We start from the raw sequence: 26,800 nt of genomic DNA, 5'->3' as shown, positions 1-26,800 counted from the left end.
CTGGTTGTTAATCATAGAAATAAAACGGGGCTTTGAGCTGTCAGCAATCCCCAAAACTGGCCGCCGATAAAGACGCCGGGCCGCAGGCAAAAGGGAATTCCCCTGCGGCTTCGCCCCTGCATCCGCGCCGGATTAACTTTTAAGGAATAAAAAATGACGACGAAAATTACGATACGCAAAGGTCAACTGGGTCTTTTATCCCGTGAGGGCGACTACTATCAGGTTCTGGAAGCGGGTACGCACCGCCTGCCGTGGTTTAACGTCCCTGAAGTACTGATCGTCAACATGGACGGTAGCGAAGTGCCGGAAGTGCTGGCGGAGTATTTACGTCAATTTCAGCCTGTATGGGTTGAACGCTATTGCCTGGCGGCGGATCTGACAGATACCGAGACCGGAGCGCTGTATACAAACGGTGTGTTGCAGGAAATTTTACCGCCCTCTACGCGTCGTCTGTATTGGCCTGCCAGCAAGGATATGAAGCTGATACGCATGGATACTCGACAGGTTCAGGTTCCGACAGCGGTGATGAATGCTGTATTGCAGCCGCGACGTCACGGCGCGGTAAAAGGCCGTGAGTCGATCCTCACCGTGTCGGTTCCTGCGTGGCACGTTGGGGTGCTGAAAATCGATGGCGAGACCCAGCCGTTACTGCCGCCGGGACTGTCTGCTTACTGGAAGGTTAATCATCTGGTCGAAGCCGAAGTCGTCGATACCCGTTTACAGGTACTGGAGGTCGGCGGCCAGGAGATCCTGACTAAAGATAAAGTGAACTTGCGTTTAAATCTGGCGGCGAACTGGCGGTACAGCGATGTTTTGCAGGCTTATTGCCAACTGGTGAAACCGCTGGATCATCTGTATCGCGAGCTGCAGTTTGCCCTGCGTGAAGCAGTGGGGACGCGCACGCTAGACGAGCTGTTGGAAGATAAGCAGGTGATTGATGAAGTGGTGAGCGCACAGGTGAAATCCCGCATGACGCCTTTTGGCATCGAAGTCGCGTCCCTGGGGGTGAAAGATATTGTGCTGCCGGGCGATATGAAGGCGATTTTGTCACAGTTGGTCGAGGCGGAAAAGTCGGCGCAGGCTAATGTGATCCGTCGGCGTGAAGAGACCGCTGCCACCCGCTCGCTGTTGAACACCGCGAAGGTGATGGAAAACAACCCGGTGGCGCTGCGCTTAAAAGAGTTGGAAACGCTGGAAAGAGTCGCGGAGCGTATCGATAAAATCTCAGTTTTTGGCGGCCTGGACCAGGTGCTGCATGGTCTGGTGAATATAAAAGGATAACGAAAATGACGTGTAACGGAGTCGATGCCGCCATGCGCCAGCGGGTGCGGCGGCAACTGGAAGAGGTGGAGCAACGCTATGGCGTCAAGGTGCTCTACGCCTGCGAGTCCGGCAGTCGGGGCTGGGGCTTTGCCTCGCCGGATAGTGATTATGACGTGCGATTTCTCTATGTGCATCCACCGGAATGGTATCTGCGGGTAGAGGCACCGCGGGATGTTATTGAATTGCCGATAGATGATGAGCTGGACGTTTGCGGCTGGGAGTGGCGTAAGGCGCTGGGCCTGCTGAAAGGGGCGAACCCGACGCTTATCGAGTGGCTGGATTCGCCGGTAGTTTATCAACAGGATGCGGCGACGATATCAGCGCTTAAGGCGCTGGTTCCGCGATGGTTTTCCCCGGCCCGTGCGCGTTGGCACTACTACTCGATGGCGCGGAAAAACTTTCGCGGTTATCTGCAAGGTGCCGAAGTGCGATTGAAAAAGTACTTCTACGTGCTGCGTCCCTTGCTGGCCGTTCGCTGGGTTGAGGCGGAAAAAGGCGTGCCGCCGATGCGCTTTGCTGAACTGCTGGCGGGGAGCGAACTGGAAACGGGTTTGCGTCAGGAAATAGACGAGTTGCTGGAGTGTAAACAACGAGCCGGGGAAACCGAATATGGCCCGCGTCGCGCACTGTTGCATGCGTTTATTCAGTCAGAGCTGGCAAGGGGGGAGGTTCCGCCGATGCTGCCGGATAGCCGGACGGGTGATGCCAGAGAGCTGGACAAACTGCTGATGACCACGGTGATGGCAAAATAAATATGGCCCGGAACATATGTACCGGGCCTTTTATTTGGCAATTACTCGAACAGATTATGATGCAGCTTTTGCACCACTTTCTCGGCATCCGCGCCAGGTACGAGGAAACACAGGTTGTGGCTGGATGCGCCGTAACAAATCATACGAATATTGAACGGCTCCAGTACGCCAAACACCTCTTTACCGACGCCGCACGCTTTTGACAAATCATTGCCAATTAGCGCGACCAGCGCCAGATCTTGCTCAACCTCTACGCGGCACAGGGAAGACAACTCGGTCAGCAGCGCCTGGGTTAACAAGGTGTCGCCTGCGGAAGTGGAACCGGTGGTGTCCATGGTCAGCGCCACGCTCACTTCTGAAGTGGTGATGAGATCCACGGAGATATTATGTCGCGCCAGGATGCCGAACACTTCGGCGAGAAAACCGCGAGAGTGCAGCATATTCAGGCTGTGCAGGGTCAGCAGAGTCTGCTTGCGGCGGAGTGCCAGCGCGCGGAACAACGGTGGATTTTCGGTCGTGTTGCATACCAGCGTACCGCCCGCTTTCGGCTCTTTGCTGGAGCCAACAAATACCGGAATCTCGCTACGCACGGCGGGAAGCAGCGTTGCCGGATGCAGGACTTTCGCGCCAAACGTCGCCATTTCCGCCGCTTCTTCAAAGGCGATGACGTCAATACGTTTGGCCGCCGGAGCAACGCGTGGGTCGGTGGTATAGATGCCTGGAACATCGGTCCAGATATCAACGCGAGTCGCATGCAGCGCTTCGCCCAGCAGAGCGGCGGTATAATCGCTGCCGCCGCGACCGAGCGTGGTGGTGCGGCCTTTGGCTTCGCTACCAATAAAGCCCTGAGTGATCACCAGGCCTTCTGCAAGGCGTGGAGCCAGTAACTGTTGGGTGAGTTCAGAAAGTGCGGCGATATCCGGTTCCGCGCGGCCAAAGCGATCGTTGGTGCGCATAATTTTACGCACGTCAAACCACTGGGCGGCGATACCACGCTCGCGCAGGATCTCGACAAACAGTAGGGTGGACATCAGCTCACCGTGACTGACCAGCTCATCAGTCAATGCGGTTGAGCTCGCCAGCGATGCGGCTTCTGCCAGAGCGGTAATATTTTCCAGCAGGCGCTCAATCTCGTCGCGAATCACGTTCGGATAGCGCAGGCGCTCCAGGATATTGAACTGGATCTGGCGCATGGCATCGAGTTTCTCGAAGCGTTCGCCAGGTTCCAGCCCATCCGCTAGAGCAACCAGCAGATTAGTCACGCCCGCGGAAGCGGAAAGCACGACCACGCGGGTATTGGCATCCAGCAGCGCGACGTCTACGCTGCGGTTCATGGCATCAAAATCGGCAACGCTGGTGCCGCCAAATTTGGCGATAACTAAGTCTGTCATAACAACCTCGTGTCAGGGGGCCTGACTTATTAAAACGATTCCTGACAACCAATCCTGGTAAGGCTGGACGCATCCGGATTGCAATAAAATGTCTTAATAAGCCAGGCCAAATTATTCAGCCATGGCACAAGGGAAGAGCGAAAAACAGGGTGGGCGCAGAGCGATAAACAAACTACGATGTCACCCAGAAGTGCTCCACCTTGTAGACCCGCTTCCTGATGCATTGCACCATTTGGCGAGTATGAAACGCCCGACTGCGAACGTTTCTGGTGACAACCCAGAGGATTCAGCCTCTGTGGCCGGTGATGAGCGTAACCAGACGCTTATTCACCTCGGCGCTGCTCCCCCTCACGTATTTTCCCCGGACTGGCTCCTCCAATACGGTTACCTGGGCAACGCACCTCTTCTGGCAATTACCGACGTCTTTCACTTTGCCTGGGGGGACGCGGGTCATTATACCCCCCTGCAATACCCTTTCGCTGTAGCGTGAAATGCGCGAGCAACATACCTACGTGGATGTATAGGTATTGCCGTTATATAAAGGCTTCAGGCGAAGTATGTCAACGTCAGGGTTATGCGGATTTTTCATACACGAGTGGCTGAAAGAAAAAAGCCTTATGATGGCTATACTATCAGGGACGTTTTGCCCCAAATTGCCCCTATTTCTGACACGTATCATCGGCATAACACAAAAATCATCACAATTTTCCGCCACCGGCGCTACAATCGACCGCAGTCACAATTCTCAAATCAGAAGAGTATTGCTAATGAAAAACATCAATCCAACGCAGACATCTGCCTGGCAGGCACTACAAAAACACTTTGATGAAATGAAAGACGTTACCATCGCGGACCTGTTCGCGAAAGATAGCGACCGTTTCACTAAGTTTTCCGCAACGTTCGACGATCTGATGCTGGTGGATTTCTCCAAAAACCGCATCACCGAAGAGACGTTGGCAAAACTGCAGGATCTGGCCAAAGAGACCTTCCTGGCAGACGCCATTAAGTCCATGTTCTCCGGCGAAAAGATTAACCGTACTGAGGACCGTGCGGTACTGCACGTTGCGCTGCGTAACCGTAGCAATACTCCGATAGTGGTTGATGGCAAAGATGTGATGCCGGAAGTGAATGCGGTGCTTGAGAAGATGAAATCCTTCTCTGAAGCCATTATCTCCGGTAACTGGAAAGGCTATACCGGCAAAGCGATTACCGACGTGGTTAACATCGGTATCGGCGGATCCGACCTTGGCCCGTTCATGGTGACCGAAGCGCTGCGCCCGTACAAAAATCATCTGAATATGCACTTTGTGTCTAACGTCGATGGCACCCACATCGCTGAAGTGCTGAAAGGCGTGAACCCGGAAACCACCCTGTTCCTGGTCGCTTCTAAAACCTTCACTACTCAGGAAACCATGACCAACGCCCATAGTGCGCGCGATTGGTTCCTGGCAACTGCTGGCGATGAAAAGCACGTGGCGAAACACTTTGCCGCGCTCTCTACCAACGGTAAAGCGGTGGGTGAATTCGGTATCGACACCGCCAACATGTTTGAATTCTGGGACTGGGTCGGCGGTCGTTACTCACTGTGGTCAGCCATCGGTCTGTCGATCATCCTGTCCGTGGGCTTCGACAACTTTGTTGAGCTGCTGTCCGGCGCGCATGCGATGGACAAACATTTCTCCACCACCGCGCCGGAGAAAAACCTGCCGGTGTTGCTGGCGCTGATTGGTATCTGGTACAACAACTTCTTCGGTGCTGAAACCGAAGCGATTCTGCCGTACGACCAGTATATGCACCGCTTTGCCGCTTACTTCCAGCAGGGCAACATGGAATCCAACGGTAAATACGTTGACCGTAACGGCAACGCCGTGGATTACCAGACTGGCCCAATCATCTGGGGCGAGCCGGGCACCAACGGTCAGCATGCGTTCTACCAGCTGATTCACCAGGGGACCAAAATGGTGCCTTGCGACTTTATCGCCCCGGCGGTTACCCACAACCCGCTGTCCGATCACCATCCGAAGCTGCTGTCTAACTTCTTCGCGCAGACTGAAGCGCTGGCGTTTGGTAAATCCCGCGAAGTGGTTGAGCAGGAATATCGCGATCAGGGTAAAGATCCAGCAACCCTGGACCACGTGGTGCCGTTTAAAGTGTTCGAAGGCAACCGTCCGACCAACTCCATCCTGCTGCGTGAAATCACCCCATTCAGCCTGGGCGCGCTGATTGCCCTGTATGAACACAAGATCTTCACTCAGGGTGTGATTATGAACATCTTCACCTTCGACCAGTGGGGCGTTGAGCTGGGCAAACAGCTGGCTAACCGCATCCTGCCGGAACTGAAAGATGGCAGCGAAGTGAGCAGCCACGACAGCTCTACCAATGGTCTGATTAACCGCTATAAATCCTGGCGTGCATAATTAGAGCCTGCAGATGGCAGGGTGTTTTGTAGGCCGTGCCGCCCGGCAAAAATGCGAGCACAATGCCGACCCACGTGGTCGGCATTTTTTATTCTAACTGCCGCAACAGCTTCGCCGGATTTCCCACCCACACGCCTTTCTTGGTAATCGACTTCGTCACCACGCTGCCCGCACCAATCACCACACCATCACAAATGTTCACGGCCAGAATAGTCGCACCGCTGCCGATAGACACATCGTTACCAATCACAATTCTCCCCCAGCTTTCGCGGTCTGCGTTGGGCTTGCCGTCGCGGAACATATCGTTGGCGAACATCACCCCGTGGCCGATAAAACAACGCTCGCCGATGGTGACGTACTCGCAAATAAAGGTATGGGATTGAATTTTGCTGTTGTTGCCGATACGGGTATGGCCCTGAATTTCAACGAACGGCCCGACGAAGACGTTATCGCCAAGCGTGCAGTCGTAGAGGTTGGCGGGCTGATAAATCACTACGTTCTCGCCGCTGGTGACGTTGCGAATAGCAGTTTCTCGAAGCGTATGCATGCTGCCTCTCAGATCTGTTTGGCCAGAATATGTAATGTGCTTTGTTGGGTGGCGGAATGAAATTCAACGTCTTTAACGTGCCGCATCCCCTGACGCTCATAGAAACGACGGGCGCGGGTATTGGCGTCGAGTACTTCCAGCCATAGCCAGCTTTCACCGGCCTCTTTTGCTCGCGCCTCAACAGCGTTAAAAAACTGCTCGCCGTAGTGATGCCCCGTTGCGTCAGGCAGCAGGTAGAGCTTATGCAGCAACGTGCCGGACGGGCCATCGGGATTGATATTCTGGCAGCAGGCATATTTAGCAAAGCCAATCGGGTGCGCGGCTTCAGCAATTAACCAGCAGCACTGCGTATCGGCCAGGCTGCGTTCCAGAGACGTCATGGAATACTCTTGCCGCAGATAGAGTTCCATCTCGTCGGCGTTATGCCAGAGGTGAGCAAAGTGGTGGCGGTAGCTGGCATTACCCATTTCGTTGAGCAAGGCTGCATCTTCTGGCCCTGCAAGACGAATTTTGAACATGGTTGTTTCCTTTTTAACCTGTCAGTGTGGCAAGTGATTGTTACATTTACGCTGGCGGTGGCAAAAAGTTAACGAATAATGTCGATCTGGATCACACTTCTGCGTTATACAGGTTACAAATAATGATGATTATGAGGTGTATCTATGCCGCCGGTTTATCGTCCGTTGGTGAGTTTTATCGCAACCGCAATGCAAACCGTTTTGAATCTTGGCCTGTTGTGCCTGGGGATTATTCTGATTGTTTTTCTGGGCAAAGAGACGCTGCATCTGGCGCACGTGCTGTTTACCCCGGAGCCAGTCAGCAAGTACAAGCTGGTGGAAGGGCTGGTGGTTTACTTCCTCTATTTTGAGTTTATTGCGCTGATTGTGAAGTACTTCGAATCGGGATTTCACTTCCCGCTACGCTATTTTGTCTATATCGGCATTACCGCTATCGTGCGCCTGATTATTATCGATCATGACTCGCCGATGGCGGTGCTGATTTACTCTGCCGCGATCCTGATTCTGGTGATTACGCTCTGGCTGTGTAACTCTAACCGCCTGAAACGCGAATAAAAAAAAGCGGCCTCCAGGGCCGCTGACCAACAGTCACAAATATAATTTATGTAGGGTCCAGTTGAGGATAGCAGTGGCATTTGCCTTACTTTTTCAGCTGAGGGTGGTGGCTGCCGTACCCGGTTGGGGACGCGTACAGCAACTGAACCACCGTCCCTCCTCTGAAATTTGGGGCGGGTATACTCGTCATACTTCAAGTTGTTGATGCGTTGACTACTCCCGCTCACCCCAGTCACATAGTTATCTATGCTCCTGGGGATTCTCGGGCTTGTCGCCTTTCGACAACTCGAATTATTTAGAGTATCTAACGATGAAACTTAACCTTTCACTCCGCCTGCCGTCAGGCCGTTAACCAACCAGCGCTGGGCCAGCAGGAACACCACGGTAATCGGGATAGCGGAGAGCACCGCCGCAGCGGCAAAGTCGCCCCACAGATAGTTCTGCGGGTTGAGATACTGCTGCATACCGACCGCCAGGGTGTAGCTGTTCACATCGCGCAGCAGCAGTGAGGCCACTGGCACTTCGGTAATCGCGGCGATGAACGACAGAATAAACACTACCGCCAGAATCGGTACCGACAGCGGGAGTAGCACCAGGCGGAAAGCTTGCCATGGGGTCGCGCCATCCAGCGCCGCTGCTTCTTCCAGCGAGCCGTCAATGGTCTCGAAATACCCTTTAATCGTCCAGACGTGCAGCGCGATACCGCCCATATAGGCGAAGATTACGCCGCCGTGGGTATTCAGGCCGACAAACGGCACGTACTGTCCGAGGCGATCAAACAAGGCATACAGAGCAACCAGCGACAGAACCGCCGGGAACATCTGGAAAATCAGCATCCCTTTCAGCAGCGTGGCTTTACCCGGGAAGCGCATACGAGCAAAAGCATAAGCACAGGTGGTCGAGAGCGCGACGATACCTATCGCGGTAATGCCCGCCACTTTGATGGAGTTCCACAGCCACAGCAGGACCGGGAAGGGCGGTGGCGTGACGCGACCGTCAGCGTGTTCAACGCTAAAGCCTAACGCCAGCCGCCAGTGCTCCCAGGAGATACTTTCAGGGATCAGGCTACCGGTGGCGAAGTTACCTTCGCGCAGCGAGATAGCGATGACCATCAGCAGCGGGAACATAATCGCCGCGATAAAAATCAGTAGCAGGAGATGCGTCGTCACCAGGCGCAGCTTCTGAGATTTGGGTTGAACCATAGCCATAATATTTTTACTCCCCTTGATACCGCTCCAGGCTATTTTGCTTGCCATTTTGAACTCGGGCAGTGCTCAGAATCCTCACGTACTACGTGTACGTTCCGGTTCTTCCGCGCTGGCCGAGCCCAAACTGCCCGCGCCAATGACGCCTGGTTATTCCAATTAATCAAACTTCATACGTGTGGCTTTCAGGTTAATAATCGCCAGCGCGCCTACTAACAGGAAGATCAGCGTAGCGATAGCCGCCGCGAGGCCGAAGTCCTGGCCGCCACCGCCTTCGAAGGCGATACGGTAGGTATAGCTCACCAACAGGTCGGTATAGCCCGCTGGCGTGGTGGTGCCGAGTCGGTCCGGCCCGCCGTTGGTCAACAACTGAATCAGTACGAAGTTATTAAAGTTAAAGGCGAAGCTGGCGATCATCAGCGGCGTCAGCGGCTTAATCAGCAGCGGGAACGTAATTTTAAAGAAGTTCTGGAACGGGGTTGCACCGTCCATTGCCGAGGCTTCATACAGGTCGTCAGGAATCGCTTTCAGCAGGCCCATGCACAGGATCATCATGTACGGATAGCCCAGCCAGGTGTTGACGATGATGATCATGGAGCGCGCGGTGGTCGGGTCGCTAAACCAGGCCGGTTTGATGCCGAACAGCGCGCTGAGCATCATGTTGATCTCACCAAAGCTCTGGTTGAACAACCCTTTGAAAATCAGAATCGAGATAAACGACGGTACGGCGTAAGGCAGAATCAGCAGTACGCGGTAAATTGCTTTACCTTTCAGGGCTTCCCACTGTACGAGACAGGCGAGCACCATGCCGACCGCAACGGTCAGAATAACGGTCAGGATGGAGAAAACCACCGTCCAGACGAAGATTGCGAAGAACGGTTTCTGGATACCCTCATCCTGGAACACGCGGGTGAAGTTATCCCAGCCGATGGTCACCGTATAGCCTGGACTCAGCTTCTCGCTGCCCCAGCTGCCATCGGCGTTAATGGCCTGGTAGAAGCCAACGTCAGCGTTCGGGCGATACTTCACGCCGCTCTGGTTGTTGGTCAGCGTGCCGTCATTAGCCAATGCGTACAGCGGCTGGGTTCCGGAGAACTGACGCAGAGAGCTCATAATGACTTTGCTTTCGTCCGGCAGTATGGCGGTCAACTGGTTCAGGGCGGTACGGTTTTGCGTGATGATGCGCAGGTTGGCGCGCTCGCCTTCCGGCAGAGCGTCAGCCTCTTTTAGGGCCAGCTTCTGCTCGCCGCCGAATTTAAAGGCGTCGGAAAGATAGTTTTTGCCGCTCTCACCATCGGTCAGCGCCAGCTTCCATTCATCTCCCGCTGGATAAAGCGCGAAGTTGTAGGATTTACCCGCCTGGAAGGAGCGATCCATCAGCACTTGCTGAGCGCGTTCGAAGGTCAGCTGGTTGGTGCTGCTGTAGTTGGTAAAAGCGATAGCGATGGTGCAGATCAACGGGAACAGAACGAACAGTCCCATCCCGGCAACACCCGGATAAACATAGCGCCAGGCATAGGCCTTGCGATTGGAAAAAATATACAGGCCAACCGAGCTTAAAATCAGCGTCATGATGGCAAACAGGTACTCCCCCTGGGCGTACATCAAAACAACAAGGTAACCCACCAGCAGGCACAGCAAGCCGATCACAGACCATGTGAGCTGCGGGCTTTGCCACCAGTGTTTCTTTTTCACGACATCCATGGGGATCATCCTCTTTACACTTTATCCTTCGCGCTACCTCTTTGTTGGCTGCGGATGCGCACCCCAGTCACTTACTGATGTAAGCTCCTGGGGATTTGCATCCTTGTCGCCTCGATGTAGCGCGAATGATTTCGTGTAACAACGTATTCAATAAACCTTACTTCCTAAGAAATAAGGGAAACCGTATTACTTGGTGATACGAGCCTGTGCATCTTTCAGCGCGGCATCGACGGTCTGACGGCCGCTAGCTGCGTTGATAACTGCGGTACGTACGGCATACCAGAAAGCGGACATCTGCGGGATGTTCGGCATGATTTCGCCTTTCTGGGCGTTCGCCATGGTGGCGGCGATACGCGGATCTTTTTCCAGTTTCTCCTGGAAGGATTTCAGCGCGACGGCACCCAGCGGTTTGTCTTTGTTCACTTCATCCAGACCCTGGTCGGTCATCAGGTAGTTTTCGAGGAACTCTTTCGCCAGTTCTTTGTTCGGGCTGGCGGCGTTAATACCGGCGCTCAGAACACCAACGAACGGTTTGGACGCGTTGCCTTTAAAGGTTGGCAGCAGGGTAACGCCGTAGTTAACCTTGCTCTTATCAATGTTAGACCATGCCCACGGACCGTTGATGGTCATCGCGGTATCGCCTTTGTTGAATGCCGCTTCCGCGATGGAGTAATCGGTATCGGCGTTCATGTGTTTGTTCTTGATAAGGTCAACCAGGAAGGTCAGGCCCGCTTTCGCGCCAGCGCTATCAACGCCGACGTTTTTCACGTCATATTTGCCGTTTTCAAATTTGAACGCGTAACCGCCGTCAGCAGCAATCAGCGGCCAGGTGAAGTACGGTTCTTGCAGGTTGAACATCAGCGCGCTCTTACCTTTCGCTTTCAGTTCTTTATCCAGCGCTGGGATCTCTTCCCAGGTTTTCGGCGGGTTTGGTACCAGGTCTTTGTTGTAAATCAGCGACAGCGCTTCTACTGCGACCGGGTAGGCAATCAGCTTGCCGTTATAGCGTACGGCGTCCCAGGTGAACGGATAGAGTTTGTCCTGGAAGGCTTTGTCCGGGGTGATTTCTGCCAGCAGACCAGATTGGGCATAGCCGCCGAAACGGTCGTGAGCCCAGAAGATGATGTCCGGGCCGTCGCCGGTTGCAGCAACCTGCGGGAATTTCTCTTCCAGCTTGTCAGGGTGTTCGATGGAAACTTTAATGCCAGTGTCTTTTTCGAACTTTTTACCGACTTCAGCGAGGCCGTTGTAGCCTTTATCGCCGTTAATCCAGATAACCAGCTTACCTTCTTCTATTTTCGCGAGGGCAGAGGCGGAAAACATCATCGTGGTCAATGCAGACAGCGCGAGGATGCGAGCGCCAGTTTTGATTTTCATATACCCGTCCTATTTGGTGATGTGCTCGTGGATACACTTGGATGGCTTAACAGTGATGAGTTTCCTTTGTTAACAACCTCTTTCCATCCTCCCTATGTCTACGCCCCATCCCTCGTTTGTGTGATCTCCATTGCAGAAATGCCGGTTATGAGCTCTGGAGCACATAAAAGTGAGGCCATTTTTGTAGCCTGCATCACGAAATCGCTATCAGCCCGTCCCCCCTGGAGGCGAGACGTCATCTCTCATCCTCCCGTCTCCTCCCCCATAAAAAAGCCGGGGGTGGAGGATTTACCGTATCTATGAATGCCGCATAGTCAGCCCATCTTGAATGTGTCGTTAAGTGACAGGTTGTAACGAAGGGAGAAGGGCATGGCGAGCGTACAGCTGCGAAATGTAACGAAAGCCTGGGGTGACGTGGTGGTATCGAAAGATATCAATCTCGAGATCCAGGATGGGGAGTTCGTCGTGTTTGTTGGGCCATCGGGCTGCGGCAAATCCACCCTGCTGCGTATGATTGCCGGGCTGGAAACGGTGACCAGCGGCGATCTTATGATTGGCGATACCCGAATGAACGATGTCCCGCCCGCCGAACGCGGTATCGGGATGGTGTTTCAGTCTTATGCGCTTTACCCCCACCTTTCCGTCGCGGAAAACATGTCTTTCGGCCTGAAGCTGGCCGGTGCTAAAAAAGACCTGATTAATCAACGCGTCACCCAGGTGGCAGAAGTCCTGCAACTGGCTCATCTGCTGGAGCGTAAACCAAAAGCGCTTTCCGGCGGTCAGCGTCAGCGTGTGGCGATTGGCCGTACCCTGGTAGCCGAACCGCGCGTTTTCCTGCTTGATGAACCTCTCTCTAACCTTGATGCCGCGCTGCGCGTACAGATGCGTATCGAGATTTCCCGTCTGCATAAGCGCCTTGGCCGCACGATGATTTACGTGACCCACGACCAGGTTGAAGCCATGACCCTCGCTGACAAAATTGTAGTACTGGATGCCGGTCGCGTCGCACAGGTCGGGAAACCGCTTGAGCTTTATCACTACCCGGCGGATCGCTTCGTCGCGGGCTTTATTGGCTCGCCGAAGATGAACTTCCTGCCGGTCAAAGTTACCGCCACCGCCATTGAACAGGTACAGGTGGAACTGCCGAACCGCCAGCAAATCTGGCTGCCGGTGGACAGCGCCCGCGTTCAGGTCGGCGCGAATATGTCCTTAGGGATTCGCCCGGAACATCTGCTGCCCAGCGATATCGCCGACGTCACCCTCGAAGGTGTGATTCAGGTGGTGGAACAGCTTGGTAACGAAACACAAATTCATATCCAGATCCCCGCCATCCGTCAAAACCTGGTTTACCGCCAGAACGACGTGGTGCTGGTCGAAGAGGGAGCCACATTCGCCATCGGCTTGCCGCCGGAGCGTTGCCATTTATTCCGTGAGGATGGCACCGCTTGTCGTCGGCTGCATAAAGAGCCGGGCGTGTAAGGCTTCCCATTAAAAAAACGTGCACCCTGGAGCGCCGCAAAACAGGCGCAACAACAGGCGAAACGTTCTAAGAAAAGCAATGATCTCAGGAGATAGAATGATGATTACTCTGCGCAAACTTCCACTGGCGATCGCCGTTGCAGCAGGCGTTATGTCTGCTCAGGCGCTGGCCGTTGATTTCCATGGCTATGCTCGTTCTGGTATCGGCTGGACCGGTAGCGGTGGTTCACAGGAATGTTTCAAAGCAACAGGTGCTCAAAGTAAATACCGTCTCGGTAACGAATGTGAAACCTATGCGGAACTGAAGCTGGGCCAGGAATTATGGAAAGAGGGTGACAAGAGTTTTTATTTCGATACTAACGTCGCGTATTCCGTAGACCAACAGGATGACTGGGAAAGTACCTCTCCTGCATTCCGTGAAGCTAACATCCAGGGTAAAAACCTGATTGACTGGTTACCGGGTTCTACCCTGTGGGCCGGTAAGCGCTTCTACCAGCGTCATGACGTTCACATGATCGACTTCTACTACTGGGATATCTCCGGTCCTGGCGCAGGCCTGGAAAACGTGGATGTTGGCTTCGGTAAACTCTCTCTGGCAGCAACCCGTAACTCTGAAAGCGGCGGTTCTTACACTTTCTCCAGCGATGACACCAAGAAATATGCTTCTAAAACCGCGAATGACGTCTTCGACGTGCGTCTGGCAGGTATGGAAATTAACCCAGGCGGCGTACTGGAGTTAGGCGTGGACTATGGCCGTGCTAACCCGCAGGATGACTACCGTCTGGCTGATGGCGCATCGAAAGATGGCTGGATGTTCACCGGTGAACATACTCAGTCTATCTGGGGCGGCTTCAACAAGTTTGTTGTTCAGTATGCGACCGACTCGATGACTTCCTGGAACACAGGGCACTCTCAGGGTACCAGCATTGATAACAACGGCAGCATGATCCGCGTTCTGGATCACGGCGCGATGGACTTCAACGATGACTGGGGCCTGATGTACGTTGCGATGTACCAGGATGTGGATCTGGACAGCAACAACGGTTCTACCTGGTACACTGTCGGTGTTCGTCCGATGTACAAATGGACGCCGATCATGAGCACCCAGTTGGAAGTTGGTTACGACAACGTGAAATCCCAGCGTACCAGCGAAAACAACAACCAGTACAAAATTACTCTGGCCCAGCAATGGCAGGCAGGTAACAGCGTCTGGTCCCGTCCGGCAATCCGTATTTTCGCCACCTACGCGAAATGGGATGAAAACTGGGGTAACAGCAACACCTCCGGTCTGCAGACTAAAGACAGCAGCGGTAATGGTCTCCTGACTAACAGCCGCGGTAGCGATAGCGAAGTTACCTTCGGCGCGCAGATGGAAGTTTGGTGGTAATTCAGTAGTCATTATGTCGTAACACGGAGGGGCTTATGCCCCTCCTGATTATTCAGAATTAGCGCGCTATTGCCTGGCTACCGCTAAATCTATGCTATCCGAGGTGAGAACAATGAAAATGAAGAAAACTCTCGTCGCCCTGTGTTTATCTGCAGGGATGTTGGCATGCGTGCCGGGGATTAGCCTTGCCGATGTCAACTTTGTCCCACAAAACACCAGTTCAGCCCCCTCCATACCTGGCGCTGCCCTGCAGCAATTAATCTGGACTCCAGTTGATCAATCTAAGACGCAGTCCGTTGATTTACTCACCGGCGGGCAACGTTTAGATGTTGCTGGTATCTCTGGCCCGGTTGCCGCCTGGAGCGTTCCGGCGAATATTGGCGAGCTGACTCTGACGCTCACTAGCGAAGTAAATAAGCAAAAACAAATTTTTGCCCCGAACGTACTGATTCTTGACCAGAATATGACGCCATCCGCGTTCTTCCCCAGTAGCTACTTTACCTATCAGCAGCCTGGCGTGATGACCGCAGATCGGCTTGAGGGCGTGATGCGCCTGACTCCGGCATTAGGACAGCAGAAGCTTTACGTGCTGGTCTTTACAACGGAAAAAGATTTACAGCAAACCACAACGTTGATGGATCCGGCGAAGGCTTACGCTAAAGGCGCAGGCAACGCGATCCCGGATATTCCAGACCCGATTGCCAGGCACACCACCGATGGCGTGCTGAAGCTAAAAGTGAAAACCAATAGCGGCTCTAGCGTGTTGGTCGGCCCACTGTTTGGTTCGTCCGGTCCAGGCCCTGTAACCGTCGGTAATACGGCGGCGCCTGTTGCTGCACCGGTAGCCGCCCCAGCCCCGGCGGCGAAAAGCGAGCCGATGCTTGATGACACCGAAACCTACTTCAACAACGGCATTAAGCAGGCGGTCGCGAAAGGCGATATCGACAAAGCTCTGAAATTGATGAACGAAGCTGAACGTCTTGGCTCGAAATCTGCTCGTTCCACCTTTATCAGCAGTGTAAAAGGCAAGGGGTGATCGTCTCCCCACAATGCTGATGTTTAGGCACAGCCTTTAGGTGCGTCCGCCTGGGCGCACCTTTTTTTATCGCGCGATAGCCGCTGTTGCATGGCTGTTGCGCGGATGATCGTATATTGACGTTTGCCCGCCCCCATCGACCCATTCTGCGATACAATAGTTTCTCGTTATGTTCCGGAGAATCAGGCATGTCACATCCTGCGCTGACGCAACTGCGTGCGCTGCGTTATTTTGCCACTCAGCCCCCGCTGGATGCGCATCTGCGCGATTGGTTATTGCTTGAAGACTCAATGACCAAACGTTTTGAGCAACAGGGGAAAAAAGTCAGCGTTATCATGGTAAACGAAGGTTTTGTTGGACGCGAAGCGCTGGCGGGTGAAGAGACCCTGCTCGCGGATGAACCGCGCTACTGGCTGCGGGAAATTATCCTTTGCGCCAATGATGAACCCTGGCTGGCCGGTCGCACTATCGTGCCGGAGTCGACGCTCAGCGGCCCTGAGCTGGCGCTGCAACAGCTGGGAAAAACTCCGTTGGGCCGCTATCTTTTTACGTCATCTACGCTAACCCGTGACTTTATTGAAATTGGTCGTCATGCAGAGCTTTGGGGACGTCGTTCCCGTCTCCGACTGAGCGGCAAGCCGCTGCTGCTGACGGAACTGTTTCTGCCTGCATCGCCGTTGTATTAAGAGGAAAAGAAAATGGAGTGGAGTCTGACGCAAAATAAGCTACTGGCTTTTCATCGTCTGATGCGTACTGACAACCCAATTGGCGCGTTACTGCTGCTGTGGCCGACGCTGTGGGCGCTGTGGGTAGCAACGCCGGGGATACCACCGCTGTGGATCCTCGCCGTTTTTATCGCGGGCGTCTGGCTGATGCGCGCTGCCGGTTGCGTAGTGAATGACTATGCAGATCGTAAGTTTGACGGCCACGTTAAGCGCACCGCCCGCCGCCCGCTGCCAAGCGGCGACGTCACCGAAAAAGAGGCGCGAACGCTGTTTGTTGTGCTGGTACTGTTCTCGTTTCTTCTAGTGTTGACCTTAAACACCATGACTATTTTGCTGTCGGTCGCCGCGCTGGCGCTGGCCTGGGTCTATCCGTTTATGAAACGCTACACTCACCTGCCGCAGGTGGTGCTGGGAGCGGCGTTTGGCTGGTCGATTCCAATGGCATTTTCGGCGGTGAGCGAATCTCTGCCGTTGAGCTGCTGGCTGATGTTTCTCGCCAATATTCTGTGGGCGGTGGCCTACGATACCCAGTATGCAATGGTCGACCGCGATGATGACGTGAAGATTGGCATTAAATCGACGGCGATTCTGTTTGGCGATAACGATCGTCTCATCATCGGCATCTTACAGGTCGCGGTGCTGGCCTTGATGGCGGCGATAGGCTGGCTGAACGGTCTGGGCTGGGAGTATTACTGGTCATTGTTTATCGCCGCAGCGCTGTTTGTCTGGCAGCAGAAGCTGATATTTAAACGTGAACGCGATGACTGCTTTAAGGCGTTTTTAAACAATAACTATGTGGGGCTGGTGCTGTTTCTTGGCCTGGCGATGGGGTATATGCAGTAGTTTTGTGGTTTACCCGGCTTGCGGCGTAAACGCCTTAGCCGGGCGACAAACAGTCTGGTAGCCCGGCTAAGCGTAGCGCAAGCCGGGATCGCTCTTCAAACGTTACGCTTCATCCTGAGTAACGCTTTCAATCGTTAAACGCACATCAGAAGTAATCAGGTCTGCCAGCATGCGGTAGATCTTTAATGTCTCTTCCGGCTCGGCATCCCCGGTATCGCTGATATAGCCTGCGTCACGCAGGGTCAACACCAGAGTACTGAACACCGCCTTATCGAAGAACTCCGGCGCGTTAATACCGTGCAGCACGGACAGACGCTGAGCCACGGTGCGGCTCTCTTTCTCCAGCGAACTGCGGTTCATGGACGGGTTGGCACTCAGCAGCCAGAAGGTGATGGCATAACGCTGCAGCGTTTCACGTGCGCCAGCGGCCAGCAGTTGCAGAGAGCGGGCGTGCGACGGATTGACACTCACTTCGTCTTCGTTCAGGGCGATCAGTCCTTGACGCTGCATCTCAGCAATCAGCGCATCGACGACCCCCCTCAGCTCGGCTTTCTCCCAACGCAGGAACAGCTCAGCCTTCAGGAATGGATAGAACATCTCGACATGACGCAATATTTCGGCGCGGGTAATGCGACGATGCTGGGTCACAATGGCGGCTAACAGCGACGGCATCACCAGCATGTGGGCGATGTTGTTGCGATAATAGGTCATCAACACTGCCTGCTCGCGCGGCAGAATGATGATATCGCCAATGGTGTCTTTCTCGACTTCGAACTTGTTCATCTGTAGCGCGTGGTCGATAAGCTCGCTGGCTGAGGCCTCAGGTGTTGTGGCATCCGGCGAATAAGGCACGTTGCGCAGCAGGGCGAGATAGCACTCCAGCTGTTCGGTGAGTTGCTCGCGAGTCAGAGAACGCTGACGAGAGGCCAGCAGCGCGGTACAGCACAGGTTCATGGCGTTTGCCGCGCCGGCGTTGTTGATACGCACCATCAGATCGGAGGCGATGTTGTTCACCGTCGGCGTCAACCATGACGGGCGGACCGCTTCGATAGGATCGATAGCCTCGCGCCAGTCAGGGACATGCTGGTTGAGATAGGTCATCAACGGCAGCGGTTCGCCGAAGTTGACGTAGCCCTGGCCGAGGTTGCGCAGTTTGCTGAGGCCTTTCAACATCTGTGGCAGGCTCTCTTTTTCTTTCGTCGCCCCGCGCAGCTCTTTGGCGTAGGTACCGACTTCCATCACGTGCTCGTAGCCGATATAAATCGGCACCAGGGTGATAGGGCGGGTACCGCCGCGCAGCATCGCCTGGATCGTCATCGACAGGGTGCCTGTTTTTGGGTCCAGCAGGCGTCCGGTACGTGAACGACCGCCCTCAACGAAGTACTCCACCGAGTAGCCGCGGCTGAACAGCTCGCCCAGATATTCGCGGAACACCGTTGAATAGAGCTTATTCCCTTTGAAGGTGCGGCGAATAAAGAACGCGCCGCCACGACGGAAAATTGGCCCGGCAGGCCAGAAGTTCAGGTTGATACCGGCGGCGATATGCGGCGGCACCAGTCCCTGGTGATAGATGACGTAAGAGAGCAGCAGATAGTCCATATGGCTGCGGTGGCACGGGACGTAGACTATCTCGTGGCCTTCATGTGCCAGCTGGCGTACGCGCTCGGCGTTATGGACGTTAATGCCCTGATACAGCCGGTTCCAGGTGAAGCCCAGTACGCGGTCGGTCAGGCGAATCATTTCATAAGAGAAGTTTGCGGCGATCTCTTCCATCAAGGCGATGGCGTTTTGCTGGGCCTTCTCGTGGGAAATTTTCTTGCTACGCGCTTCGTCTTCTACAGCGCGGGCAATGGCTTTTGACGCCAGCAGCTTGTTGAACAGATCCTGTCGTGCGGGCAAACGCGGACCGACGGCCGCCAGGCGCTGACGGGCGAAGTGCATACGCGCCACGCGGGCCAGCTTTTGGGCGATAATTTTATCGGTACCGTGCTCGTCTGCCATTTTGCGCAGAGAGACCGAAGGCGAGAAACGCACAAAGCTGTCGCGACCCAACCACAGAACGGCGAAGAATTTTTGAATGCCGTTTAGCATACGCAGCGGCGGGTTCACTTCGCCTTTTTCACGCCCTGGAGCACGACCAAACATCACCGAAACCGGCACCATCTGCACGTCAAGGTCGGGATGATTGCGGTGTAGATCCAGATAATCATGGAACAGCTTGATGGATTCTTCTTTCGGCGTGTAGTAGGTGAAAACACGCGGGCCGCCATGAATAAACACGTAGCGTGGAAGCAGGGTACCATCGATCTCCAGCGGCTCAAGCGGGTCCGGTAATTCATGTTCCAGACATTGAGCGCGAAGCGTCAGCAGGTCCGCCTTCGAATTGTAGGGCAGGACGTACATGATGGGACGTGAGGTATCCAGGCCCAATTCCTGAGCAGGTTGTGCCGGAATTGACTTGCTTTTTACCAGTGCCCTTAATGGTAAATTCAGTAATTTATAGTAAATTCGTTGCCAGCCAGACATAGACGATGTGAAGCCTCTGGTTAATCATGCAAATGCGCCGCAAGAATAACAGAAAGTGCGCAAAATTTCCGTTGTAACGCGGCAAACGCGTACACTCATTGACGTCATTTACATAAAAAGGTTTGTTTGATGGCCAATAATACCACTGGGTTAACCCGAATCGTTAAAGCCGCGGGGTATTCCTGGAAAGGATTCCGTGCGGCGTGGATCAATGAGGCCGCATTTCGTCAGGAAGGCATCGCTGCCATTATTGCCGTGGTGATAGCCTGCTGGCTGGATGTCGATGCCATCACGCGCGTTTTGCTGATTGGCTCGGTCCTGATAGTGATGATAGTTGAAATTATCAACAGCGCGATTGAAGCGGTTGTTGACCGTATTGGCCCTGAACATCATGAGTTGTCTGGCCGCGCGAAAGATATGGGCTCTGCGGCGGTCCTGTTGGCAATTATTATCGCGTTGATCACATGGGGAACGCTGTTGTGGTCAAACTACCGCTAAGCCATGCCATAGCGGCTCGCAAAACAGAAAGAAACTCCTGATTTTTGTGTGAAATGTGGTTCCAAAATCACCGTTAGCTGTATATACTCACAGCATAACTGTATATACACCCAGGGGGCGGAATGAAAGCGTTAACGACCAGGCAGCGAGAGGTGTTTGATCTCATTCGGGATCATATCAGCCAGACGGGCATGCCGCCGACGCGTGCGGAGATTGCTCAGCGCTTGGGGTTTCGTTCCCCAAACGCGGCGGAAGAACACCTGAAAGCGCTGGCGCGCAAAGGCGCAATCGAGATCGTTTCCGGTGCCTCCCGCGGTATTCGTCTGCTGACGGAAGAAGAAAGCGGCCTGCCGCTTGTCGGCCGCGTCGCAGCAGGTGAACCACTGCTCGCACAGCAGCACATCGAAGGCCACTACCAGGTCGATCCGGCAATGTTTAAGCCGAATGCCGATTTTCTGCTGCGCGTAAGCGGAATGTCCATGAAAGACATCGGTATACTGGATGGCGACCTGCTTGCGGTACATAAAACTCAGGATGTGCGCAATGGCCAGGTTGTTGTGGCCCGCATTGACGATGAAGTTACCGTGAAGCGTCTGAAAAAACAGGGTAACGTCGTCGAACTGCTGCCTGAAAATAGCGAATTTACCCCAATCGTGGTGGATTTACGCCAGCAAAGTTTCACTATTGAAGGCCTGGCTGTCGGCGTTATCCGCAACGGCAACTGGCAGTAACCTCTTCATCTCGCAGCATCATCTGATACATGATGCTGCGCTGTCTTACTTCTTCATTTGGGCTCTTCCCCATGCTTTTTAACGCCGCCGATAAAGCCCTGTGGCGCTTAGCGCTGCCCATGATTTTCTCTAATATCACCGTTCCTTTGCTGGGGCTGGTGGATACCGCTGTTATCGGTCATCTTGATAGCCCGGTTTATCTGGGCGGCGTTGCGGTTGGCGCAATGGCGACCAGCTTTCTCTTCATGCTGCTCCTGTTTTTGCGCATGAGTACTACTGGTCTGACGGCCCAGGCATTCGGCGCGAAAGATCCCCAACGGCTGGCGCGTGCGCTGGTGCAGCCGCTGGGGCTGGCACTGGCTGCCGGGATAGCCATCGTCCTATTCAGAATGCCGTTAATTAATCTGGCGCTGCACATCGTCGGCGGCAGTGATGCGGTGCTTGAACAGGCCCGCCGTTTCCTCGAGATTCGTTGGCTGAGCGCTCCGGCATCCCTGGCGAATCTGGTGCTGCTGGGCTGGCTGTTGGGCGTGCAGTATGCCCGCGCACCAGTGATCCTGCTGGTCGTCGGTAATGTACTCAACATCGTGCTCGATTTATGGCTGGTAATGGGCCTGCATATGAACGTGCAGGGCGCGGCCCTGGCGACCGTAACAGCAGAATACGCCACCTTTTTCATTGGACTCGTTATGGCGAAACGCGTGCTGGTACTGCGGGGCGTTTCGCTATCGATGCTGAAAACCGCGTGGCGCGGCGATGTGCGCCGTCTTCTGGCGCTGAACCGCGACATTATGCTGCGCTCGCTGCTGCTACAACTGTGTTTTGGGGCGATGACGGTATATGGCGCCCGCCTTGGCGCTGACGTTGTAGCGGTCAATGCGGTGCTGATGACCATGCTCACCTTTACCGCCTACGCGCTGGATGGTTTTGCCTACGCCGTGGAGGCGCACTCCGGGCAGGCTTACGGTGCCCGCGACGGCAGCCAACTGCTTGAGGTATGGCGTGCGGCCTGCCGTCAGTCAGGCATGGTAGCGCTGGCGTTTGCGCTGATTTACAGCCTTGCTGGCGAGCAGATTATCGCCTTGCTAACATCGCTCCCTTCTCTGCAGCAACTCGCCGACCACTATCTCATCTGGCAGACAATACTGCCGGTCATTGGCGTCTGGTGCTACCTGTTGGATGGCATGTTTATCGGCGCAACGCGCGGGGCAGAGATGCGTAACAGCATGGCGGTAGCGGCGGCGGGATTCGCCCTGACGCTGCTGACGGTACCGGTTCTTGGTAATCATGGTCTATGGTTGGCGCTGGCGGTGTTTCTTGCCCTGCGCGGGGCTTCACTGGCAATCGTCTGGCGGCGTCACTGGCAGCGCGACACCTGGTTTTCATAGCGTACATTGTTCATATGATGGTTAAAGATTCCGAATAATAAATCTTACTCAGAATACTCATCTATAGTTAAGTCATGTCCGGCACACTGCGGGCTGTTCATTCACCGAACGATCACCGAACGATGAGGATGACATGATGAATAAAGATGAAATCGGCGGTAACTGGAAACAGCTGAAAGGTAAAGCGAAAGAACAATGGGGCAAACTTACCGACGATGATATGACCGTCATCGAGGGTAAGCGCGACCAGCTGGTTGGCAGAATTCAGGAACGCTATGGATACGCCAAAGATCAGGCCGAGAAAGAAGTGAAGGATTGGGAAACTAAAAACGATTATCGCTGGTAGCGAAAACGTCGTGTTTTAATCCCCTTATTATTGCCTGTCCTAACGATTTATACCCTAAATAATTTGAGTTGCAGGAAGGCGGCAACGCAGAGAATCCCCAGGAGCTGACTCCAGTAAGTGACTGGGGCGAGCGACAAATCTGTCTGGAACAGATTTGAACGCCGTATCCCGGCGGCCTGAAGGGCGAGGCTCATGGATGAGCCGAGTAACAAAGCCAACGCACATGCAACTTGAAGTATGACGGGTATACACCCTTGATTCCCGCTGCGGCTAACGCCTCAGCGGGCTTTCTTTTTGATCAGGATGGTGTGGTCATGATGGCAGTGCCCTGGCGTACTGCACGCTTCCACCTCCACACAGGCGGCGCACAGGCCGTGAGCTTCAATCACATTGTGACGCAGGGCAAAACCCATTCTTGCCGCCAGCGTATGCATAATATCTTCTACACCTTCCGCGCACTCTTCTTTGACGCTGCCGCAACGGTCGCAGATAAACATCGCCGAGCTGTGGGTTGGTTGATCGAAAAGATGGCACAGCACGTAGCTATTGGTGGACTCCACCTTATGCACGAACCCTTGCTCCAGCAGAAACTCCAGCGCCCGATAAACCGTCGGCGGCTTAGCCTGAGGTTCTTTTTCGCGCAGCAGATCGAGCAGGTCATAGGCGCTAATAGCCCCTTTTTGCAGGCTCATTAGACGCAACACTTCAAGGCGCTGCGGGGTCAGGCGCACGCCACGCTGCGCGCAGAGCTTTTCAGCATGCGCTAACATTTGTTGCGAAGTGGTCTTATCCATGAGCGTCCTCTGGTTGCGTGAATTCGAAGCTGTTACTTTATCACGATCCCAGTAAAACACCGAGACCCACCAGGTATGCTATACATGATGCATCTCATTTTCGGGAGAAAACGATGAAACGACCTGATTGCATTCGACATTGGCGCGAACTGGAAGGTGCGGACGATTCCACCTATCCCGACAGTACGGAGCTTTTCTCTATTGGCGCACCGTTGGCGCGCGGCCTGCGCCTGAACCGCTTAGGGATTCATCACGAGCGCTTGCTGCCCGGGCGTCGTACCTCTTATCCGCATGCGGAAAGCGATGAAGAAGAATTTATCTACGTGTTGGATGGTTATCCTGAAGTGTGGATCAACGGCTATCTCTGGAAGCTGGAGCCGGGGGATAGCGTCGGTTTTCCTGCCGGAACCGGCGTTTGCCACACTTTCCTTAACAACACCGAACAGGAAGTTCGCCTGTTAGTGGTGGGGGAGGCGAACAAAAAATATAATCGCATTTACTATCCGCTTAACCCCGGCTATGCCGCCACGCGCCAGGATCGCTGGGTCGATCATCCACCGCAGTTTTTTGGCCCGCACGACGGTAAGCCGCGGAGAAAATAGCGCTTCTTACCGGATAGAGAATGTGAACGCTGGCGCGATGCGCCAGTGGTTTATCTTTATGCTATAGTAGCGCCCCTTTTTACCCGGATGCTTATTTATTCGCCATGATGTCAGAATCAACGCCCACTGCTTTTGCTGCTCACCGTTTTTCCATCGCGCCGATGCTCGACTGGACCGACAGACACTGCCGTTACTTCCTGCGTCAACTGTCGCGCCATACGCTGCTGTACACCGAAATGGTGACCACCGGCGCGATTATCCACGGTAAAGGCGACTATCTGGCCTATAGCGAAGAAGAACATCCGGTTGCTTTGCAACTGGGCGGCAGCGATCCGGCAGCGCTGGCGCACTGCGCGAAGCTGGCTCAAGCGCGCGGATACGATGAAATAAACCTCAACGTCGGCTGCCCTTCCGATCGCGTGCAAAACGGCATGTTTGGTGCCTGCCTGATGGGCAACGCGCAACTGGTGGCGGATTGCGTTAAGGCGATGCGCGACGTGGTGTCCATCCCGGTGACGGTTAAAACCCGTATTGGCATTGACGACCAGGATAGCTACGAGTTTCTGTGTGATTTCATCGAAACGGTCTCCGTGAAAGGCGAGTGCGAGATGTTTATCATCCATGCACGTAAAGCCTGGCTTTCCGGCCTGAGCCCGAAAGAGAACCGTGAGATCCCACCGCTGGACTACCCGCGCGTTTACCAGCTCAAGCGCGATTTCCCGCATTTGACCATGTCCATCAACGGTGGCATCAAGTCGCTGGAAGAGGCAAAGCTGCACCTTGGGCATATGGATGGGGTGATGGTGGGGCGTGAGGCTTACCAGAATCCAGGTATTCTGGCTTCGGTTGACCGGGAAATTTTCGGCATTGAAGGCATCGATCCCGATCCGGTTGCCGTGGTTCGCGCGATGTATCCTTATATCGAACGTGAACTGAGTAGCGGCACTTACCTGGGCCATGTGACGCGTCATATGCTGGGGCTATTTCAGGGAATCCCGGGCGCACGTCAATGGCGTCGCTATCTGAGTGAGAATGCGCATAAAGCCGGTGCCGATATTAATGTGCTGGAGCAGGCGTTGCAGCTGGTTGCCGACAAGCGTTAATTTTTTCACTAAAACCTGGTCAAATTCACCACGCCTTGCGTTAATTACGCAGGGCGTTTTGCTTTAAATTCAATAAGTTAAATTTGGCACAATTTTTGTAATATCCGGGAAGACATACAGAAATTCTTTGGGGAGAAGACGATGCTGGAACTCTTATTTGTTATTGGCTTTTTTGTCATGCTGTTGGTCACCGGCGTATCGCTGCTGGGAATTATCGCCGCAATAGTCGTCGCAACCGCGCTGATGTTTGTCGGCGGCCTGTTTGCATTAATGATTAAACTGTTGCCATGGTTGCTGCTGGCCGTTGTTGTCGTCTGGGTGATTCGGGCGATAAAATCGCCAACTGAAAGTCGTTATCACCGTAATAACCGTTGGCGTTACTAAGGTATTGAGCGGTATGTCACAACCTGAAGATTTTTGCATAAAGCAGCGTAGGCTTTGCTTATTAAATCTGTCACTATTAGCGCGTTAACGAATTCATCGAGCTGTACCCTACATACAGCCGAACAAAAAAAGTAAGGGCTTCCTATATGGAAGCCCTAAACTTTTGTTATCAGGGCAATAGCAAACTCGAACCCTGCGTTGCCCGACTTTCCAGCACTTCATGTGCGCGCCTGGCATCGGTTAGCGCATACTTTTGGCTCTCTGCCACATCCACTTTTATCACGCCGCTGGCGATCAGCGAGAACAGCTCATTGCTGGCTTCCGTCAGCTCTTCGCGAGTGGTGATATAGCCTTGCAGCGAAGGGCGGGTCACATATAGCGAACCCTTCTGGTTGAGTATTCCAAGGTTCACGCCGGTCACCGGACCGGACGAGTTGCCGAAGCTAACCATCAGTCCCCGGCGCTGCAGGCAGTCGAGTGACGCCTCCCAGGTATCCTTGCCTACCGAGTCATAGACCACGTTAACTTTCTTACCGCCGGTTATCTCTTTTAAGCGCTCGACGATATTCTCGTCGCGATAGTTAATGATCTCCCAGGCACCGGCCTTTTTAGCGCGCTCCGCTTTTTGCGCGCTGCCGACGGTGCCGATCAGTTTAGCGCCCAGCGCTTTTGCCCACTGGCAGGCAATCAATCCTACGCCACCGGCTGCCGCGTGAAACAGGAACGGTTCACCCGCCTTAATTTCGTGGGTTTTGCGCAGCAGATAATAGACCGTCAACCCTTTCAGGAATGAGGCTGCCGCCTGCTCGAAAGAGATAGCGTCAGGTAAAATGGCGGCTTTATCGGCAGGTACGTTATGCACCGAACTGTAGGCCCCCAGCATGGATTGCGCATAAACCACCCGATCGCCCGCCTTAATATGCTTCACGCCGCTGCCGACTTTACTCACTATGCCCGCGGCTTCAGTGCCCAGTCCGCTCGGCAATGATGGCGGCGGGTAGAGGCCGCTGCGGATGTAAGTATCAATGTAGTTGATACCGATGGCCTTATTCTCTACCTGAATTTCGTGCTCTGCGGGATCTTTCGGCGTGAACTCCACCGCTTGCAGAACTTCAGGCCCTCCGTGCTTGTGAAATTCAATTCGTGTTGCCATGCTTCCTCCATAAATG

25 protein-coding genes and 1 riboswitch are annotated in these 26,800 nt (G+C 54.1%); of the genes, 16 read left to right on the top strand and 9 right to left on the bottom strand.

The genetic code is table 11. The annotated features are described in order from the left end of the window. Nucleotides 1-153 precede the first annotated feature (153 nt). Nucleotides 154-1,281: a slipin family protein gene (locus DA718_RS27610; RefSeq protein WP_112215907.1), complete on the top strand. Its 1,128-nt coding sequence runs from the start codon at nucleotides 154-156 to the stop codon at nucleotides 1,279-1,281. Between the two features lie 5 nt (nucleotides 1,282-1,286). Further along, complete coding sequence (locus DA718_RS27605) at nucleotides 1,287-2,075, top strand: nucleotidyltransferase domain-containing protein (RefSeq protein ID WP_112215906.1); 789 nt, start codon at nucleotides 1,287-1,289, stop codon at nucleotides 2,073-2,075. A 41-nt stretch (nucleotides 2,076-2,116) separates the two neighbouring features. On the opposite strand, the gene lysC is transcribed toward DA718_RS27605, so the two are convergent. Then, nucleotides 2,117-3,466, bottom strand: coding sequence for a lysine-sensitive aspartokinase 3 (gene lysC, locus DA718_RS27600; RefSeq protein WP_112215905.1), 1,350 nt, complete (start codon nucleotides 3,464-3,466; stop codon nucleotides 2,117-2,119). 180 nt (nucleotides 3,467-3,646) lie between these two features. Further along, nucleotides 3,647-3,880, bottom strand: a riboswitch (Lysine riboswitch). 353 nt (nucleotides 3,881-4,233) lie between these two features. Here lysC and pgi point away from each other — a divergent pair. Next, nucleotides 4,234-5,883: a glucose-6-phosphate isomerase gene (gene pgi, locus DA718_RS27590; protein ID WP_112215904.1), complete on the top strand. Its 1,650-nt coding sequence runs from the start codon at nucleotides 4,234-4,236 to the stop codon at nucleotides 5,881-5,883. Nucleotides 5,884-5,971: 88 nt separating this feature from the next. On the opposite strand, the gene DA718_RS27585 is transcribed toward pgi, so the two are convergent. Both DA718_RS27585 and DA718_RS27580 read right to left on the bottom strand, forming a co-directional pair. Continuing rightward, complete coding sequence (locus DA718_RS27585) at nucleotides 5,972-6,430, bottom strand: acyltransferase (protein ID WP_110277229.1); 459 nt, start codon at nucleotides 6,428-6,430, stop codon at nucleotides 5,972-5,974. 8 nt (nucleotides 6,431-6,438) lie between these two features. Further along, nucleotides 6,439-6,948: a GNAT family N-acetyltransferase gene (locus tag DA718_RS27580; RefSeq protein ID WP_112215903.1), complete on the bottom strand. Its 510-nt coding sequence runs from the start codon at nucleotides 6,946-6,948 to the stop codon at nucleotides 6,439-6,441. A 144-nt stretch (nucleotides 6,949-7,092) separates the two neighbouring features. Between DA718_RS27580 and psiE the strand changes: the two genes are divergently transcribed. Beyond that, the gene (gene psiE / locus DA718_RS27575; RefSeq protein ID WP_110277227.1) at nucleotides 7,093-7,503 is read left to right on the top strand and encodes a phosphate-starvation-inducible protein PsiE; all 411 of its coding nucleotides are present in this window, start codon (nucleotides 7,093-7,095) and stop codon (nucleotides 7,501-7,503) included. A 317-nt stretch (nucleotides 7,504-7,820) separates the two neighbouring features. Here the strand turns inward: psiE and malG are convergent, their stop codons facing one another. The 3 genes from malG to malE form a co-directional block, all read right to left on the bottom strand. Further along, entirely contained in the window at nucleotides 7,821-8,711 is an 891-nt protein-coding gene (malG, locus tag DA718_RS27570) for a maltose ABC transporter permease MalG (protein WP_110277254.1), read from the bottom strand. A gap of 156 nt (nucleotides 8,712-8,867) precedes the next feature. Beyond that, complete coding sequence (gene malF, locus DA718_RS27565; protein WP_112215902.1) at nucleotides 8,868-10,412, bottom strand: maltose ABC transporter permease MalF; 1,545 nt, start codon at nucleotides 10,410-10,412, stop codon at nucleotides 8,868-8,870. A 186-nt stretch (nucleotides 10,413-10,598) separates the two neighbouring features. Beyond that, the gene (malE, locus tag DA718_RS27560) at nucleotides 10,599-11,789 is read right to left on the bottom strand and encodes a maltose/maltodextrin ABC transporter substrate-binding protein MalE (RefSeq protein WP_110277224.1); all 1,191 of its coding nucleotides are present in this window, start codon (nucleotides 11,787-11,789) and stop codon (nucleotides 10,599-10,601) included. A 369-nt stretch (nucleotides 11,790-12,158) separates the two neighbouring features. On the opposite strand from malE, the gene malK reads away from it, so the two are divergent. The 5 genes from malK (at nucleotide 12,159) to ubiA (ending at nucleotide 17,259) form a co-directional block, all read left to right on the top strand. After that, the gene (gene malK, locus DA718_RS27550; RefSeq protein WP_110277223.1) at nucleotides 12,159-13,268 is read left to right on the top strand and encodes a maltose/maltodextrin ABC transporter ATP-binding protein MalK; all 1,110 of its coding nucleotides are present in this window, start codon (nucleotides 12,159-12,161) and stop codon (nucleotides 13,266-13,268) included. A 97-nt stretch (nucleotides 13,269-13,365) separates the two neighbouring features. Next, nucleotides 13,366-14,655 (top strand): maltoporin, encoded by a 1,290-nt coding sequence (locus DA718_RS27545; RefSeq protein ID WP_112215901.1) that lies wholly within the window; start codon nucleotides 13,366-13,368, stop codon nucleotides 14,653-14,655. Nucleotides 14,656-14,767: 112 nt separating this feature from the next. Continuing rightward, complete coding sequence (gene malM, locus DA718_RS27540; RefSeq protein ID WP_110277221.1) at nucleotides 14,768-15,691, top strand: maltose operon protein MalM; 924 nt, start codon at nucleotides 14,768-14,770, stop codon at nucleotides 15,689-15,691. A gap of 188 nt (nucleotides 15,692-15,879) precedes the next feature. Continuing rightward, nucleotides 15,880-16,377 carry a chorismate lyase gene (gene ubiC / locus DA718_RS27535; protein WP_112215900.1) on the top strand — a complete coding sequence of 166 codons (498 nt, stop codon included), beginning with the start codon at nucleotides 15,880-15,882 and terminating at the stop codon, nucleotides 16,375-16,377. A 12-nt stretch (nucleotides 16,378-16,389) separates the two neighbouring features. Beyond that, nucleotides 16,390-17,259: a 4-hydroxybenzoate octaprenyltransferase gene (gene ubiA / locus DA718_RS27530; protein ID WP_112215899.1), complete on the top strand. Its 870-nt coding sequence runs from the start codon at nucleotides 16,390-16,392 to the stop codon at nucleotides 17,257-17,259. Between the two features lie 102 nt (nucleotides 17,260-17,361). On the opposite strand, the gene plsB is transcribed toward ubiA, so the two are convergent. Further along, complete coding sequence (plsB, locus tag DA718_RS27525; RefSeq protein WP_112215898.1) at nucleotides 17,362-19,785, bottom strand: glycerol-3-phosphate 1-O-acyltransferase PlsB; 2,424 nt, start codon at nucleotides 19,783-19,785, stop codon at nucleotides 17,362-17,364. Between the two features lie 129 nt (nucleotides 19,786-19,914). On the opposite strand from plsB, the gene DA718_RS27520 reads away from it, so the two are divergent. From DA718_RS27520 to DA718_RS27505, 4 genes are all read left to right on the top strand, one after another. Then, nucleotides 19,915-20,283 carry a diacylglycerol kinase gene (locus DA718_RS27520; RefSeq protein WP_112215897.1) on the top strand — a complete coding sequence of 123 codons (369 nt, stop codon included), beginning with the start codon at nucleotides 19,915-19,917 and terminating at the stop codon, nucleotides 20,281-20,283. A 122-nt stretch (nucleotides 20,284-20,405) separates the two neighbouring features. Next, entirely contained in the window at nucleotides 20,406-21,014 is a 609-nt protein-coding gene (gene lexA / locus DA718_RS27515; RefSeq protein ID WP_112215896.1) for a transcriptional repressor LexA, read from the top strand. A 71-nt stretch (nucleotides 21,015-21,085) separates the two neighbouring features. Then, complete coding sequence (gene dinF, locus DA718_RS27510) at nucleotides 21,086-22,402, top strand: MATE family efflux transporter DinF (RefSeq protein ID WP_112215928.1); 1,317 nt, start codon at nucleotides 21,086-21,088, stop codon at nucleotides 22,400-22,402. A 136-nt stretch (nucleotides 22,403-22,538) separates the two neighbouring features. Continuing rightward, nucleotides 22,539-22,748 (top strand): CsbD family protein, encoded by a 210-nt coding sequence (locus DA718_RS27505; RefSeq protein ID WP_110274589.1) that lies wholly within the window; start codon nucleotides 22,539-22,541, stop codon nucleotides 22,746-22,748. A gap of 278 nt (nucleotides 22,749-23,026) precedes the next feature. On the opposite strand, the gene zur is transcribed toward DA718_RS27505, so the two are convergent. After that, the gene (gene zur, locus DA718_RS27500) at nucleotides 23,027-23,542 is read right to left on the bottom strand and encodes a zinc uptake transcriptional repressor Zur (protein ID WP_112215895.1); all 516 of its coding nucleotides are present in this window, start codon (nucleotides 23,540-23,542) and stop codon (nucleotides 23,027-23,029) included. Nucleotides 23,543-23,655: 113 nt separating this feature from the next. On the opposite strand from zur, the gene DA718_RS27495 reads away from it, so the two are divergent. The 3 genes from DA718_RS27495 (at nucleotide 23,656) to pspG (ending at nucleotide 25,631) form a co-directional block, all read left to right on the top strand. Further along, complete coding sequence (locus DA718_RS27495) at nucleotides 23,656-24,144, top strand: cupin domain-containing protein (protein WP_112215894.1); 489 nt, start codon at nucleotides 23,656-23,658, stop codon at nucleotides 24,142-24,144. A gap of 104 nt (nucleotides 24,145-24,248) precedes the next feature. Continuing rightward, nucleotides 24,249-25,247, top strand: a complete 999-nt coding sequence (dusA, locus tag DA718_RS27490) for a tRNA dihydrouridine(20/20a) synthase DusA (protein ID WP_112215893.1) — start codon at nucleotides 24,249-24,251, stop codon at nucleotides 25,245-25,247. Between the two features lie 141 nt (nucleotides 25,248-25,388). Further along, nucleotides 25,389-25,631, top strand: coding sequence for an envelope stress response protein PspG (gene pspG, locus DA718_RS27485; protein ID WP_112215892.1), 243 nt, complete (start codon nucleotides 25,389-25,391; stop codon nucleotides 25,629-25,631). Between the two features lie 169 nt (nucleotides 25,632-25,800). Here pspG and DA718_RS27480 read toward each other — a convergent pair whose 3' ends face one another. Continuing rightward, nucleotides 25,801-26,784 (bottom strand): quinone oxidoreductase, encoded by a 984-nt coding sequence (locus tag DA718_RS27480; RefSeq protein ID WP_112215891.1) that lies wholly within the window; start codon nucleotides 26,782-26,784, stop codon nucleotides 25,801-25,803. Between the last annotated feature and the right edge of the window lie 16 nt (nucleotides 26,785-26,800).

It is taken from the genome of Klebsiella huaxiensis, assembly GCF_003261575.2.
Lineage (GTDB): Bacteria > Pseudomonadota > Gammaproteobacteria > Enterobacterales > Enterobacteriaceae > Klebsiella > Klebsiella huaxiensis.
The sequence above is the reverse complement of the archived record's forward strand: the minus strand, read 5'-3'. Positions and strand labels throughout refer to the sequence as shown.